General features: G+C 47.1%; 14 protein-coding genes and 1 pseudogene. 9 read left to right on the forward strand and 6 right to left on the reverse strand.

Features of this window, described 5'->3' with window-relative positions; genetic code table 11:
- Positions 1 to 56: 56 nt before the first annotated feature.
- Positions 57 to 683 (reverse strand): LysE family translocator, encoded by a 627-nt coding sequence (locus VHA_RS12985; RefSeq protein ID WP_005505020.1) that lies wholly within the window; start codon positions 681 to 683, stop codon positions 57 to 59.
- A gap of 594 nt (positions 684 to 1277) precedes the next feature.
- Between VHA_RS12985 and dcuC the strand changes: the two genes are divergently transcribed.
- The 8 genes and pseudogenes from dcuC to VHA_RS13020 all read left to right on the forward strand — a co-directional run bounded on the left by dcuC (position 1278) and on the right by VHA_RS13020 (position 7080).
- The gene (gene dcuC / locus VHA_RS12990; protein WP_005505021.1) at positions 1278 to 2639 is read left to right on the forward strand and encodes a C4-dicarboxylate transporter DcuC; all 1362 of its coding nucleotides are present in this window, start codon (positions 1278 to 1280) and stop codon (positions 2637 to 2639) included.
- Positions 2640 to 2714: 75 nt separating this feature from the next.
- Complete coding sequence (gene pepT, locus VHA_RS12995; RefSeq protein WP_005505022.1) at positions 2715 to 3962, forward strand: peptidase T; 1248 nt, start codon at positions 2715 to 2717, stop codon at positions 3960 to 3962.
- A gap of 222 nt (positions 3963 to 4184) precedes the next feature.
- Positions 4185 to 4448 carry a DUF5062 family protein gene (locus VHA_RS13000; protein ID WP_005505023.1) on the forward strand — a complete coding sequence of 88 codons (264 nt, stop codon included), beginning with the start codon at positions 4185 to 4187 and terminating at the stop codon, positions 4446 to 4448.
- Between the two features lie 61 nt (positions 4449 to 4509).
- Positions 4510 to 4974 carry a DUF3429 domain-containing protein gene (locus tag VHA_RS13005; RefSeq protein ID WP_005505024.1) on the forward strand — a complete coding sequence of 155 codons (465 nt, stop codon included), beginning with the start codon at positions 4510 to 4512 and terminating at the stop codon, positions 4972 to 4974.
- Between the two features lie 19 nt (positions 4975 to 4993).
- Positions 4994 to 5278, forward strand: a pseudogene (locus VHA_RS13010) (tyrosine-type recombinase/integrase); the annotation flags it as partial.
- A 65-nt stretch (positions 5279 to 5343) separates the two neighbouring features.
- Complete coding sequence (locus VHA_RS13015; RefSeq protein WP_226926492.1) at positions 5344 to 5805, forward strand: zeta toxin family protein; 462 nt, start codon at positions 5344 to 5346, stop codon at positions 5803 to 5805.
- A gap of 76 nt (positions 5806 to 5881) precedes the next feature.
- On the forward strand, positions 5882 to 6040 hold the full coding sequence (locus VHA_RS19045) for a hypothetical protein (protein WP_005505025.1): 159 nt from the start codon (positions 5882 to 5884) through the stop codon (positions 6038 to 6040).
- 422 nt (positions 6041 to 6462) lie between these two features.
- Entirely contained in the window at positions 6463 to 7080 is a 618-nt protein-coding gene (locus VHA_RS13020) for a plasmid pRiA4b ORF-3 family protein (RefSeq protein WP_040528904.1), read from the forward strand.
- Positions 7081 to 7544: 464 nt separating this feature from the next.
- Here VHA_RS13020 and VHA_RS13025 read toward each other — a convergent pair whose 3' ends face one another.
- Positions 7545 to 8588 (reverse strand): IS110 family RNA-guided transposase, encoded by a 1044-nt coding sequence (locus tag VHA_RS13025; protein WP_005502324.1) that lies wholly within the window; start codon positions 8586 to 8588, stop codon positions 7545 to 7547.
- 442 nt (positions 8589 to 9030) lie between these two features.
- Positions 9031 to 10053 carry an IS110 family RNA-guided transposase gene (locus VHA_RS13030; protein WP_040528373.1) on the reverse strand — a complete coding sequence of 341 codons (1023 nt, stop codon included), beginning with the start codon at positions 10051 to 10053 and terminating at the stop codon, positions 9031 to 9033.
- A 452-nt stretch (positions 10054 to 10505) separates the two neighbouring features.
- On the opposite strand from VHA_RS13030, the gene VHA_RS13035 reads away from it, so the two are divergent.
- Positions 10506 to 11015: a hypothetical protein gene (locus VHA_RS13035; protein WP_040528969.1), complete on the forward strand. Its 510-nt coding sequence runs from the start codon at positions 10506 to 10508 to the stop codon at positions 11013 to 11015.
- Positions 11016 to 11471: 456 nt separating this feature from the next.
- Here the strand turns inward: VHA_RS13035 and VHA_RS13040 are convergent, their stop codons facing one another.
- From VHA_RS13040 to VHA_RS13055, 3 genes are all read right to left on the reverse strand, one after another.
- A complete protein-coding gene (locus tag VHA_RS13040; RefSeq protein WP_005505029.1) occupies positions 11472 to 12515 on the reverse strand; it encodes an IS110 family RNA-guided transposase in 1044 nt (347 codons plus the stop codon).
- Positions 12516 to 12700: 185 nt separating this feature from the next.
- Positions 12701 to 13812 (reverse strand): IS3 family transposase gene (locus VHA_RS13045; protein ID WP_418251476.1). Its coding sequence is split into 2 segments (ribosomal slippage): positions 12701 to 13560 and positions 13560 to 13812, totalling 1113 coding nucleotides; the frame shifts between segments, so codons are not numbered across the junction.
- A 1115-nt stretch (positions 13813 to 14927) separates the two neighbouring features.
- Positions 14928 to 15250 (reverse strand): transposase (locus VHA_RS13055; RefSeq protein WP_040528908.1); only part of this gene is annotated, 323 nt, incomplete at its 5' end.

Raw genomic sequence — 15250 nt, forward strand, 5'->3', positions numbered from 1 at the left:
ACAATCTGAAGATGCAGGATGTTTGGGCGAATTTCAATCAAAAATCGGCTGCGCCATCACGCTTTCCCCAGTGCGATTTTTCCCGCCAAACCTATCAGTAATATACCGGATGACCCTTCGAGTACCCTTGAAAACCGGGTTGAGGTTGCAGAAGAAAACAGCCAGCTGCCGGCAATTGCGTAAGTGAGGTTGCAAAAGGTGGCTGTCAGGCAAAAAACAATGCCAAGAAGCAGAAGCTGGGATTCTGGCGATGCAGCCGTGGTGTCAATAAACTGTGGCAGGAAGGAGAGAAAAAACAGGGCCACTTTGGGGTTCAAAACCGCTACCAATACACCCTGTTTGAACACATTTTTCGTGGGTGCCTGCTGGGCACTGACAGTGATTTTTGAGTTGCCTGCCCAAAAGCGTCTCAGGGCACTGAGGCCAAGGTAAAGCAAGTAGGCTGCGCCTAAGTATTTCACCACCATAAAGGCAACGGCGGAATTGACGATAATCGCCGAAAGGCCAAACACCGCTGCCAGTGTGTGAACAACGTAACCCACCCCCAACCCCATGGCGGCGCGAAGCCCCATCTTCATTTTCCCCGTCATGGTATTGGAGACGATGTATACCACATCAGGACCCGGGATCAGGTTGATGGAGAGGGAAGCCACGATAAATAGCAGCAGGGGTTGGATGTCCATAATCTGTTGTTTTCCTTTTTATCCCGAAAGAAGGGGGGTGTGTAAGGGGCGTTTACTTGGTTTTTACCGACCTTAGCAAAATACACGAAAAATGACACTGAGCGATAACGCTCATTTGCCGGGGATGCCTCAAAACGGTTTCAATCGCAGTGACTTTTTTGGGAAGAAGGTGTATTTGATTCTATTGAATAATGTGTGAGCAAATAAGTGTGACAAGATTAAGTATTAGTCAAAACCAGGATGAATTATGAGCAATTATTCATTTGCTAATATTATTTTCATTTTCAAAAATAGATTTCAATCAATTAAATGATGGGAAAGTTATTAATTTGTCCACCTATTTATCAAATCAATTAGTCTAATCACAGAACATATCACCGGAACCCTAATTCTCTTGAACTCCCTTTATAGCAATGAAAATATGCATATTAAAGTGTCTGCATTTAATGTAGATCTTCCTATAACTATTGTTAAATTAATGTTTTTTATCATTGGGTTAGAGGCTCTGGTTTTTCGCTTGATGACCGCTGTCTCAATGCCTTTATGAATTTTTTTTGAAATGATTTCATTTTGCAGTATCAGATGAGGGTCTAGATGGTTACTTTTCTTGCCTTGCCAATAATATTTGGCGTTGGTTATTTCATTGTAAAGAAATATAACACCCAGGCGGTTTTATTTCTTGCTGGCTTGTTAATGATTGCATTGGGTGTGATGGACGGTGCCACCGACTTTATTCCCAATGGAGGCAAGCCTACCGGTTCACTGATTGTTGATTTCTTTGAAGTCATCAAAGTCCTTTCTTCTTCCACACTGGCGAAGCTGGGCCTGATCATCATGGCGGTTGGCGGCTTTTCCAAATACATGGGTCATATTGGTGCTGCCAATGCCATGGTCCAAATCGCCACCAAGCCTCTTTCCCATATTAAAAACCCTTACTTGGTATTGGCGATGGCCTACATCATTGGCCAGTTGATCAACATCTTTATCCCGAGTGCAACGGGGCTGGCACTGTTGCTGTTGGTGGCAATGTATCCTGTGCTGGTAGGCGTAGGTTGTAACCCGGCAGCCGCCGCTGCAGTTGTGGCAACCACGGGCTGTCTGGACTTGGGCCCAGCCTCTTCTGCGGCAAACAAAGCAGCAGAGGTTTCAGGCGTTGATGTGGCAACCTACTTTGCAAGCTACCAGTTACCGGTCGCTATTGTGTCCATGATTGTGATTGCGGTGTTGCACTTCTTCAGCCAGCGTTATTTTGACAAGAAAGACGCGGAAAAAGGTGTTAGCCACGAATTTAACATTGACGCCAAAGAGCAGCGTGATGCGCCAACATGGTTTGCCATCCTGCCAGTTCTGCCGCTGATGTTGTTACTGGTCTTCAGTAAGTTTGCGATTACCAGTGTGCGCATGGATGTGGTGACGGCCATGTTCATCGCCCTGTTTGTTGCTATGGTGGCGGATTTCATTTACACCCGAGACGGTAAGCAGGTTGCAGCGTCACTGAAAGTGTATCTGGAAGGCATGGGCAATGTTTTCTCCAGCGTAGTAAGCCTGATTATCTCTGCGCAAGTGTTTGTTGTCGGCCTGACCACCATCGGCTTTATCGACCTGCTTTTGGGCAGCGCAGCGAATCTGGGCTTGGGTTACATGGCGATGGTGCTGATCCTGGTGGGTATTATCGTGGTTGTTACCATGCTCTCAGGCTCGGGTAATGCGTCATTCTTCAGCTTCTCTAACCTGGCACCGGATGTGGCAGCGCAAGTGGGCACCACTGCTGCACACGTTGCGATGCCTATGCAGCTGGCAGCGGGCATCATGCGCTCTGCATCACCGGTAGCGGGCGTGGTGATTGCCTGTGCAGCAACCGCAAACGTCTCGCCTATCGAGCTGGCAAAACGCACCATGATCCCAATGTTAGGTGGCCTTGCAACCGCATTGGTGTGCTCCCAGTTCCTGGTGTAATACTGAGCGTTAAGTGATTCTCTGAGGCTGCGGGAGTCATACCCGCAGCCTCAGTAATATGAAGTGGATAGAAACATGAATATTGTTGATCGTTTTTTGCAATATACCCGCATCAATACCACCACCAGTCGTGAAAAAGGCGCCGCAGGGATCATGCCATCGTCAGAGGGGCAGATGACACTGGCGCGCCTGCTGAAAGGTGAACTGGAAGCACTGGGCCTGGTAGACATTGAGCTGCGCGATAACGCCATTCTGACCGCGACCTTGCCGTCAAACCTGCCCAAAGGGCAGAAAGAGCAGGTGAAAACCGTCTCTTTCTTTGCCCACCTGGATACCAGCGCCGAGCAAACCAATGACACCAAAGCACAGATCGTCAGTTACCAAGGGGGTGACATCTGCCTGAACAAAGAGCTGGGCATTACCCTGAAACTGGCGGAGTTCCCAGAGCTTGCCAATTATGTGGGCGACGACATTCTGGTGACAGATGGTACCAGTCTGCTGGGCGCGGATGACAAAGCCGCCATTGCCGCGATCATGGATGCGTTGAGCTTTCTGGTTGCCAACCCACAAATCCCACATGGCGACGTGAAAGTGGCTTTCCTGCCGGATGAGGAACAAGGCCTTCGTGGTGCGAAAGCCTTTGATGTAGACGCATTCGGTGCCGACTTTGGTTATACGCTTGATTGCTGCGGCATTGGCGAATTCGTGCATGAAAACTGGAACGCGGGTGATGTGGTGATTACGTTCACCGGTCAGTCTGCACACCCTATGTCAGCCAAAGGCAAACTGAAAAACTCGCTGCTGATGGCGCACAAGTTCATCAGCATGCTGCCGGAAGGTGAGGCACCGCAATACACCGAAGGAACAGAAGGCTATTACTGGGTGAAAGAGATGTCGGGCAACAGTGCGAAAACTGTGCTGAAAATGGATGTCCGCGACTTTACTAAAGCCGATTATAAAGCCCGGATGGATTTTCTGAAAAACCTTGCTGAAAGCTGCGACACCCTGTGGGGCAAAGGTACGGTGTCTATCTCACTGGCAGACCGCTACCAGAACGTGGCAAACAGTCTGGAAGGTGACGCAGGCTTCCCGATTGAGATTGCGAAACTGGCTTACGCGCGCAATAACATCGAGATGAAAGCGATTCCAATGCGTGGCGGCTACGACGGTGCAGTGCTTTCCCAGAAAGGCTTGCCGTGCCCGAATATCTTTACTGGCGCACACAACTTCCATTCTATCTATGAATACCTGCCGGTGAAATCACTCAAAGCGGCAAGTGCTGTGGTGGTTGACGTGATCAAAATAACGGCCGAGCGTGGGTAACGCTATTTTGGGTAGGGGAAAGGCGGGCAGGGTTACCCGCCTTTTTTCGTTTTGTCACTATTTATAACCCGTGTTATTTGCTGGGGCACACGTTTACAAAACGCTCATTTTGACGCCAGAGGGCTGATTAGTCATGGGTTCTTTGATCATCTCTCGGTTATGGTCACACCGGTTTTCCAATCTCTCTGCTATGCTGGCGAAAACAATTGCTGGAGTAACACCATGAAAAAAATCAAACATGAGGCCCAGTTGCTCAAAAAAGCGCTACAGATTGGTGAGCAGTACGCCCGAAAGCGTGGCTTCGCGACATTTGATGAGGGCACATCCAATAAGGTAAAAATTGAATGTATTTACCGGTTGTTGGTGGAAGATAAAGTGCTGGTGCCACTGGCTGTGGATAAAGAGGATGGACCAAACATGAAGCACAAACTGGTGCTGTGGATTCACAAGCAGCTGCCGGAAGGACATCCTTTACTGCAGGACTGAACATACGCTGAAGTCCTCCCGTATTAAGGGAAATGTTGGCTTGGAAAAGAGGGAACCGACAATGAAGAAAACGGCGCTTATCTATGGTGCGTTAGGGCTTATCCCCTTTGTCGCGTTGGGTATGTTGTTACCATTGTGGCCAGACGTCTGGCAGCATGGTTTGGTTTATGCCTTTAACAGCTACAGCGCAATGATTCTGGCGTTTCTTTCCGGCGCGGTATGGGGAATGGCGATCAGCGGTGCCGGGGCGGATAAACCAAGCAATGGGTTAACAGTGGGGATTGTCTTCTCGCTGGTGGCGGTTGGGGCATTGCTGATGCCACTGCCTTATTCGCTGTATATGTTGATTGCTTCCTTTGCGCTCCTATTCTTGCTGGAAGTGGTGTTGATGTTTAAGGGCGTTTATCCTTTTTGGTATACCATGATGCGCGCATTGTTGACTGCTGTGGTGGTAACCTGTCACCTGTTCCTGATTTACTGGCTGAATGATATCAGTGTGATGCCAATGTCAGTTTCACCAGCCTAAAAACCACTGGTGCAACATTAGTCAGGACTTTATCTTTCCCAGTCCCAGAAAAACTGGGGCGCCAGTGAACTATTCCTACTACGTCCACATCATAAAAAAGTGGGCAACGACACTTGGACTTGACGCTGAGCAGTATAGAACCCACTCCATGCGAAGGACTAAGGCAACGCTGATCTATGCGAGAACAAAAAATATCAGGGCGGTACAGCTACTTTTAGGGCATGTGAAACTTGATAACACCATTCGCTATCTCGGTGTCGAGATCGAAGATGCGCTCAAAATTTCCGAAGATACAGATATATAGAGATGTGGTTGATATAGTCCGTTTTGAATAACTTGATTAGCTAAAAGCTGTATAAACGATACAACGTGAAAATTGCCTGTACCTCTTTGGGTTGCAGGCGATTTCTTTCCACTGGAGAAGATGAATTGGAACTTTCACCCAGCGAGTTGGCTATTCAGAAAAAGGCCTTGGATTTTGCTAAGAACAATCGTACTAGGATTTGCCACAGACTGACCGACACGAGTATCTACATTCCAGAGCAGCAGCCAGTTTCTGTGTTTATGAGTGGACCTCCAGGCGCAGGCAAAACTGAGTATTCTAAGGAGTTGGTCGCAGCTTTAACTGAGGATGGTGGGCATGTTTTACGCTTAGATCCCGATGATTTAAGGGAGGAGTTTGAAGATTACAATGGTAACAATTCATACTTATTCCAAGCGGCGGTGATTACTCTTGTTGAACGTGCCATGAATATGATTTTTAAGAATAACCAGAGTTTTCTTCTGGATGGAACGACCCACAGCCTTCACAGCGACGTGAGCAGTTTGTAACCGTATTTGGATCCAGCGTATACTTTGGAAGTTGTAAGAGAAATCGTAGGTGCTAGCATGCACCAGGAGAAGCGTGATGATTGATTCTAAAGCCAACAGTGCTACCTCACCACTTGCGAGATTTGTTCGCAACGCATCTGTGGGTGATAAAAGCAGGGTTTATAAACGCGTCATTGTCGCAGCGACAGAGTCTCAAAACAAAACCATCCAAAAAGCCCATTCTGTTCAGGGATAATTTTATTCTGCTTGCCAGTCATGAACTATGATTGGCATACCTAGAGCTTCCAAGCCCAGCAACTCCCGTAAATAGCTTTTCTGTATCTACATCATTATTGCCTTCTATCATCAGGCTGGTTTGTTCTCGTACGTTCATGCCCCATTTCTTGCTAGCGAAAGATAACGGCACCCATCTTATCCCGAGAGTTTTCCATAGGTTTTCCAATGCCAAACGTGAAGTGTGTGGAAATACCCCATTTTGTCGTATTTTCTCGGTCGTGATTTTGTGGCGTATGATGATACTCTATTAAAAACATGTGCTTATGCTAAGTATAAGTGTCCGGCAGATGCGCAAAAAATCCCAAAGTGGGGTGTTTAATTACCCCACTTTGGGATCTAATAAATTGTTATATTTTTATTTGAATTCACAGGATTATCATTATGCACCAAAAGATTCTTCGATTCAGAGTTTCTCTATCGGGAAGCAAGCCGGAAATTTGGCGAGAAATCGATGTGCCAGATCATTACAATTTCTGGGAATTGCATGTTGCCATTCAAGATGCAATGGGCTGGCTTGATTACCATTTGCATGAATTTTCTCCAAGAAAATCTGGTCCGACAAAAGGTAAGAGGATCGGCCTTCCTGAGTCAGAGCATGATGAAAGTACAATTGCAGGTTGGGAACTTTCAGCAAAAAAATATTTCACATCACTTGGTAATACAATTGATTATATTTATGACTTTGGTGATGGTTGGCATCACGAAATTACTTTAGTTGGTATGTTTTTAGCGCCGTTAGATTCTACGTATCCTCAATGCTTAGACGGAAAAATGGCTTGTCCACCAGAAGATAGTGGTGGCTTACATGGTTATCAGAGTGTCTTAGAAATATTGTCAGATCAAAGCCATGATGAATATGCCGATACAGTAGAATGGTTGAAAAACCATGCTAAAAACTATTGGCCATATGATCAGCATGCGTTTAGTCCTAAAAAAGTAAAATTTTCAGATCCTTATCTACGTTGGTGTAATGCATTTAATCAGCCCTATCAACCTTAAAAATATAACACATATGAGCCCTTCTCCGGTCAATAGGCAATAGCATTCTTTTGGCTGCGCCAGCAGCCAATACTCTCGAACAACAAATCTGTCTACTTCGTTCTGTCGCTTTCGCCGTTAAGTCGTCGCTTACGGCAAACACATATAGAAGGTCTCTTACTGCGGTCTCAGCGCTGCCTGCCAGTCGTGTGACAGGGCCATTAGACATTATTCGGTTAACCCAAGCTGGCACTATTCAAAAAGAAGGCTAAACAATGGTTTTCCAGTTATCTTCAGGCTCAGGTTGGGTGTAAGCAACTTTGTTGTTCGTTTGGGGGCGCAACAATGGGGCGGCTAATCAAAGCAAAGGGGCTTGGACAACCGTTGGCACAGCAGGCCATGAGGGCTTAATGCCCAGTGAACTCAGTCAGCAACGTGCTCCTTCTCAGCACCAGTTAGACGTTCAGCTCACCCCATTGTGCGACTTATTCAGGTAAGAACTTCTGTTCATCAAACACGGTTTTATTCCTCAACATAAAGTAAACACAGCGCCCCAGCTTGTGGGCGAGTGCAGACAAGGCTTTGGCTTTGCTCATGCGTTTTTGTAAACGTGTGAGGTATTTCTTCGCTTTTTCATTGCCACGAAGGTAAAGGACAGCAGCTTCGGAGAAGGCCCATTTAAGGTGTGCGTTGCCGATCTTATTGCCGCAGGTTCCATATTGCTTTCCCGCGGATTCAGCTTTGCATTTAATTAAACGGGAATAAGACGCGAACTGCTGAACGGTCGGAAAGCGTTGGATATTGCCGATTTCGTAAAGAATGGTCAGCGCCAGAATACGGCCAATGCCAGGGACGGTTTGCAGCAGTTGGTAATCCTGCGGGTTATGTTGTTTGGCGTTCTGTTCGATGAAGTGTTCAACGCTCGCAAGTTCTTTGGTGTAAAAGGCAATCACGTTCAAATCGAGATCAATGTTGCGGTTAATGGCAGGTTTATCGAATCGGTTGCGGACTTCCTCTCGGGCATACGGATAGCGCAGCTGAAGGTTAGGCGATGGATGATTGTATTGACTGAAAGTGTTAGAAACATGCGCTTTTAAGTCTGCGCCGTGACGCATGATCTTGGTTCGACGGCGAAGTAAGTCACGGGTGGCACGCATGGCTTTGGGGTAGACGTAAGCAAGTGGGAAGTTACCGCCCCTGAGAAGAGAAGCAATCTTATAGGAATCAATGCGGTCGTTTTTAGTTTTCCCGCCGTGAATCGCCTTCATGTAAAGCGCGTGACCAAGTACAAAATCAAAGGCGTAGTCGAGGCATAGGTCACTGACCCAATACCAGCAATGCATGCACTCGACGCCGACAACAATCTGGTCTTGGTAAGGCGCGATAACATCTAAAAGCGCGTCAGGATTGGCATCGATTTTCTTGTGAAGCAGCTTGTTGCCCGCAGAATCGAGGATGCAGACATAAAGAATGCGCGCATGCAGATCGATGCCGCAGTAATAATCATGCTGTTGGTTATAGAATCTCATTGAGTCTTCTCCGTTTGGTTTCGTCGCCTTCCAGCTTAGCCGGACGGTTAAGTTGGAGGAGAAGGCTCAATGAGTATCAAACTGTTTAAGAGTGATTCGCAACGCGTGGCATTTTTATAATGCGTTGCGTTTGGTGTTTAAGGTGGTATGCGGCGGCTTCTGTATTGCGTTGCTCACACCTTAACAGGGCTACATGGATTCCCCCGTTCGTCAAACATCCGCTACACTTTTCGAGTTAGGTTTGGACTGCCGCTCTACATTCGGCCTTTCAGTGGCTCACGCCATGGCCCTGATGACATTGCGCGGTTGCAGTGCCTTATTCGTTAGAAGGTATCAATGGTACCCGCCGCATTAACAGGCTCTCTGCAAATGGTCTTCACCTTTCCTCATCAGCTCGCGTCTGCAATGACCCGGTTGGTGTGTTTCTCTGCGCCGCCTTCGCTTAGACGGCGTAGTCTTGATAGTCGGTTTGGTTATGTAACAGCGCCCAGATGATACGGGCGTTCTTGGCTGCCAGAGCAACAATGGCGCGGTTCATTCCCCTTCGTTCAAGAATGTTCCGCCCCCAGACACTGAGCCTGTCCTGTTTCTCCCCAAGGTTAGTGATGACCGCTCTTGCGCCATGCACTAAGAGAGTTCGCAGATATTTGTCACCGCGTTTACTTATCCGCCCAAGCCTGGGTTTACCGCCTGTTGAATACTGTTTGGGAACCAGCCCGAGCCAGGCGGCAAAGTCTCTGCCGGAGTCGAACTGTTCGCCTTTACCAATGGTGGCAATAATGGCGGTTGCCGTCTGAGGACCAATGCCTCGTACCTTAAGAATACGCTGTGCATTGGGGCTGGCCTTGGTGACTATGTCAAAGCACAGTTCGGTGTCGTCGATACGTTGGTTGAGTACTTGTAGATGCTCAAAACTATCGCCGAGCACAGCGCGAGCAATATCAGGCAGTCCGTAATCCGCCGCTTCGAGAATAAGCGGAACATCACGCTGAATTGCGTGGCGTCCGGTAGGGATAACAATCCCAAACTCAGCGAGCAGGGCACGAATGCGATTAATGAGCGCGGTGCGCTCCTGCACCCAATGCTCGCGCATACGGTGAATGGAAAGAATGGCTTGCCGCTCAGGTGATTTGACGGGTACAAAACGGGTGTTGGGTCGTTGAACGGCTTCACAAATGGCGATGGCATCGTTAAGGTCATTTTTGCCTTTGGTGCGGTAAGGGCCGACATATTTGGCGGCCATGACACGGGCATCATGCCCTAACTTGATGAACTCTCTCGCCCAATAATGTGCCCCACTGCACGCTTCAATGCCTATACGCATAGGTGGCATATTTGCTAATGTAGTCAGTAATTTAGCGCGTGAAACGGACTTATGGAGAATGACCTTTCCGCGGTCATCGACAGCGTGCAGAGAAAAGTGGTGTTTGGCGAGGTCAACGCCACAAAAGAAATGAGAAGACATGGTTACCTCCGGTATGTAGTGCGACACCTAAGTGTGGCAAATCCTCGTGAGGGGGAATCCATGTCATTCGTTATATCGCTTAATCTTTTTGTGTTTACTCAGTCCGAGGTTTGGCAAGCTAAACCCGTTTTCCATAGCAGGTGGTTTAAATTTGTTTTGCTTTGAATTGGCATCTGGCGGTTTGGTTAAAGTGTTTGTTTCTCAGGTTTCTACGTTGATTTCAAACGAAAAGGCTTTTTCTTGGTGGTTTGCTGAAGCAGTTTCGTTTGAATTTAAGTCAAAATGCTTTGTTCAAAAGGGTGTTGGCGGCAAGCCGCGAACATCTTTTTGTAGCGTATAACAAGGCTATAAACAGGGACGCTTTGTCAATGCGGCAGCTTTTCAAAGTGTTGTGAATACAAAGGATTAAAGCAGTTTTGGGCGGTTTGGTAAGCGCCCGTTATTGCGACGTTATGTTCTTGGAGGACATGGTGGAATATCAAAGGGACAGGGTAACTTTTGGCGTTTTTCAGAAACTTGTTGTAAATCTGTATAAAGCCCTCGTATTCAAGCTTTCAAACAAAAAAGAGAAGCTAGAATGGCAGCTAATCTTGATAGCCGATTGTTTACGAATCATTGGGCTTTGTAGGTTAGCTTATCGGATAGCTTCCAAAGTGCATACTTCAACGTTTAGCGTTAAGAACAAGTTCTGGTCAACCCATGTTTCAGGTATGGCTCTGCAATATTCAGGTGACATGATTGGCGCTGAAAAAGCATTCTTAAAAAGCCAGGACTTTGCTTGTGAGCTTTCTTTGAGTTTTAGCTTGCAGCATTTGGGTAAATTGAACGTTGAGGTTGGCAACTATAAACTGGCAGAGCAACAGTTCATAGAAGCATTGGTAATTCGAGAAAAATTGAAACGGGCTGACTTGGTAGAGTCGACTAAGAGGGCAGTTCGAGGACTACAAAAGCTACGAACATAACACATATGAGCCCTTCTCCGGTCAATAGGCAATAGTATTCTTTTGGCTGCGCCAGCAGCCAATGCTCTCGAACAACAAAGCTGTCTACTTCGTTCTGTCACTTTCGCCGTTAAGTCGTTGCTTACGGCAAACACATATAGAAGGTCTCTTACTGCGGTCTCAGCGCTGCCTGCCAGTCGTGTGACAGGGCCATTAGACATTATTCGGTTAACCCAAGCTGGCACTATTCAAAAAGAAGGCTAAACAATGGTTTTCCAGTTATCTTCAGGCTCAGGTTGGGTGTAAGCAACTTTGTTGTTCGTTTGGGGGCGCAACAATGGGGCGGCTAATCAAAGCAAAGGGGCTTGGACAACCGTTGGCACAGCAGGCCATGAGGGCTTAATGCCCAGTGAACTCAGTCAGCAGTGTGCTCATTCTCAGCACCAGTTAGACGTTCAGCTCACCCCATTGTGCGACTTATTCGGGTAAGAACTTGTGTTCATCAAACACGGTTTTGTTCCTCAACATAAAGTAAACACAGCGCCCCAGCTTGTGAGCGAGTGCAGACAAGGCTTTGGCTTTGCTCATCCGCTTTTGTAATCGGTTTAGGTATTTCTTGGCCTTTTTATTGCCACGAAGGTAAAGGACAGCAGCTTCGGAGAAGGCCCATTTAAGGTGTGCGTTGCCGATCTTATTGCCGCAGGTTCCATATTGCTTTCCCGCGGATTCAGCTTTGCATTTAATTAAACGGGAATAAGACGCGAACTGCTGAACGGTCGGAAAGCGTTGGATATTGCCGATTTCGTAAAGAATGGTCAGCGCCAGAATACGGCCAATGCCAGGAACGGTTTGCAGCAGTTGGTAATCTTGCGGATTGTGTTGTTTGGCGTTCTGCTCGATAAAGTGTTCAACGCTCGCAAGTTCTTTGGTGTAGAAAGCAATCACGTTCAAATCGATATCGAGATTGCGGTTTATTGCTGGTTCGTTGAAGCGGTTACGAACCTCCTCTCTGGCGTAGGGGTAGCGCAGTTGAAGGTTAGGTGCAGAATGATTGTACTGACTGAAGGTGTTGGAGACATGAGCTTTCAAATCCGCACCATGACGCATGATTTTGGTTCGACGGCGAAGTAAATCGCGAGTCGCCCGCATAGCTTTTGGATAGACATAAGCCAGCGGAAAGTTACCGCCCCTGAGAAGAGAAGCAATCTTATAGGAATCAATGCGGTCGTTTTTGGTTTTGCCGCCGTGAATGGCTTTCATGTACAAGGCATGGCCGAGCACAAAGTCAAAGGCGTAATCGAGGCAAAGGTCACTGACCCAATACCAGCAATGCATACACTCGACGCCGACAACAATTTGGTCTTGAAAGGGCGCAAGAACGTCTAAGAGTGCGTCAGGGTTGGCGTCAATTTTTTTATGAAGCACGGTGTTGCCCGCAGAATCAACGATACAGACGTAAAGAATGCGCGCATGCAGATCGATCCCGCAGTAATAATCGTGCTGTTGGTTATAAAATCTCATTGAGTCTTCTCCTTTTTGGTTTTGTCGCCTTCCAGCTTAGCCTGAGGGTTAAGCTGGAGGAGAAGGCTCAATGAGTATCAAACAATTTAAGAGTGATTCAGCACGCTTGGCATTTTTGGTTTGGGTCTAATTTAGTGTTTATGGCGATCAAATTGAGTGTTGTGGTAGCTGTAACCCTCCCCATTTTAGTGACAGTCTAAATTAGAGCTTTTCCTGCTTTCATACTTAGCCAGATATTCCCAAGGGGTTAGGTCATTGAGAGAGTCATGCGGTCTCTCGTTGTTGTATTCCTTCATCCAGTTTTCGGTGATTTCTCGGACTTCGGACAGCGTTTTAAAGACATACATGTCGAGAACTTCAGTTCGATAGGTTCGGTTAAAACGTTCAATGTACGAGTTTTCTGTTGGCTTGCCTGGTCGGATAAATTCAAGCTCAACGCGGTTCTCTTCCGCCCACTCGGCCAATGCCGTTGAGACAAACTCAGGGCCGTTGTCCATGCGTAGTTTCTGGGGAGCACCGCGCCAAGCAATAATACGCTCTAGGACTCGGATAACTCTCGGTGCGGGGAGATTCAAGTCCACTTCAATGGCCAACACTTCTCGATTGAAGTCATCAACAACGTTGAAGGTGCGAAAACGCCGGCCACAGACAAGGGCATCGCTCATAAAGTCGATAGACCAACAACTGTTCGCCCAATCAGGACAACAAAGCGGCGCTGGCTCACGCTTGGGAAGGCGCTTCTTACCCTTTCGCCTCAAATTGAGTTTTAGAGAGCAATACACGCGATATACCCGCTTGTGGTTCCATGCGTGCCCCCAACGTTTAAGGACTTTGAAGAGCTTTCCAAAACCATACGCAGGGTAACGTTCTACCGCTTCCTGCAGCTTGGCAATGACTTCATCATCACGATGCGGGTCAGGACGATACCGATACACTGAATCACTGATGCCAACCACGCGGCAGGCCATCCTTAAGCTGGCCTGAAAGTGTTGCCGAACGTATTCCACAAGTTCACGTTTAACCGCTGGCGTTACAGCTTTTTTTCTAAGATATCTTTGACAATACGATGCTCGAGGCTGAGATCTGCAAACATCTGTTTGAGCCTTCGGTTTTCGTCTTCTAGCTCTTTCAGTCGTTTAACATCAGAAGCTTCCATGCCGCCGTACTTGGATTTCCAGTTGTAGTAAGTTGCATCGGAAATGCCGTATTCACGGCAGACTTCGTTCACTTTTCGACCCGCTTCCACTTCTTTGAGGATCTTGACGATTTGCGATTCCGTGTAGCGTGATTTTTTCATCAGACGTTCTCCGTTCGTTTCAGTGTAAACGGAAAAACTCTAATTGCTAATGACCCGCTTTTCGGGGAGGGTTACATAAAGAATGCGCGCATGCAGATCGATCCCGCAGTAATAATCGTGCAGTTGGTTATAAAATCTCATTGAGTCTTCTCCTTTTTGGTTTTGTCGCCTTCCAGCTTAGCCTGAGGGTTAAGCTGGAGGAGAAGGCTCAATGAGTATCAAACAATTTAAGAGTGATTCAGCACGCTTGGCATTTTTGGTTTGGGTCTAATTTAGTGTTTATGGCGATCAAATTGAGTGTTGTGGTAGCGTGCTTCACACCTTAATTGGGCGTTATGTTTTTCTTCAATATATCAACTGATTAAGTAAAATAGATGTTTGGTATAGAGATAGGCTGCAGTATGCGTAAAAATAGATCATTGAGTAGTATTGCTGATTGCCCAGCATGTGGCTCAGCGCTGAAAGGTAGCTTGGAGGCTTTGAAGTTACACTATTCGGAAATTCATAAGCGTAAACCTTCAGAAGCCGAAATTTTCCGTTTCAGGGCGTTTAAAAAAAAGAACAAAAAGAACCCGTGCGTGGTGGGTTACGACAGTCACCCTAATGAGGTCCCAGGTGGTTTACCATCGTTAGGCAAGCGACGTTAACAACAAACATAACACATATGAGCCCTTCTTCGGTCAATAGGCAATAGTATTCTTTTGGCTGCGCCAGCAGCCAATGCTCTCGAACAACAAATCTGTCTACTTCGTTCTGTCGCTTTCGCCGTTAAGTCGTCGCTTACGGCAAACACATATAGAAGGTCTCTTACTGCGGTCTCAGCGCTGCCTGCCAGTCGTGTGACAGGGCCATTAGACATTATTCGGTTAACCCAAGCTGGCACTATTCAAAAAGAAGGCTAAACAATGGTTTTCCAGTTATCTTCAGGCTCAGGTTGGGTGTAAGCAACTTTGTTGTTCGTTTGGGGGCGCAACAATGGGGCGGCTAATCAAAGCAAAGGGGCTTGGACAACCGTTGGCACAGCAGGCCATGAGGGCTTAATGCCCAGTGAACTCAGTCAGCAACGTGCTCCTTCTCAGCACCAGTTAGACGTTCAGCTCACCCCATTGTGCGACTTATTCAGGTAAGAACTTCTGTTCATCAAACACGGTTTTATTCCTCAACATAAAGTAAACACAGCGCCCCAGCTTGTGGGCGAGTGCAGACAAGGCTTTGGCTTTGCTCATGCGTTTTTGTAAACGTGTGAGGTATTTCTTCGCTTTTTCATTGCCTCGAAGGTAAAGGACAGCAGCTTCGGAGAAGGCCCATTTAAGGTGTGCGTTGCCGATCTTATTGCCGCAGGTTCCATATTGCTTTCCCGCGGATTCAGCTTTGCATTTAATTAAACGGGAATAAGACGCGAACTGCTGAACGGTCGGAAAGCGTTGGATATTGCCGA

This window comes from Grimontia hollisae CIP 101886 (genome assembly GCF_000176515.1).
Taxonomy (GTDB): Bacteria; Pseudomonadota; Gammaproteobacteria; order Enterobacterales; family Vibrionaceae; genus Enterovibrio; species Enterovibrio hollisae.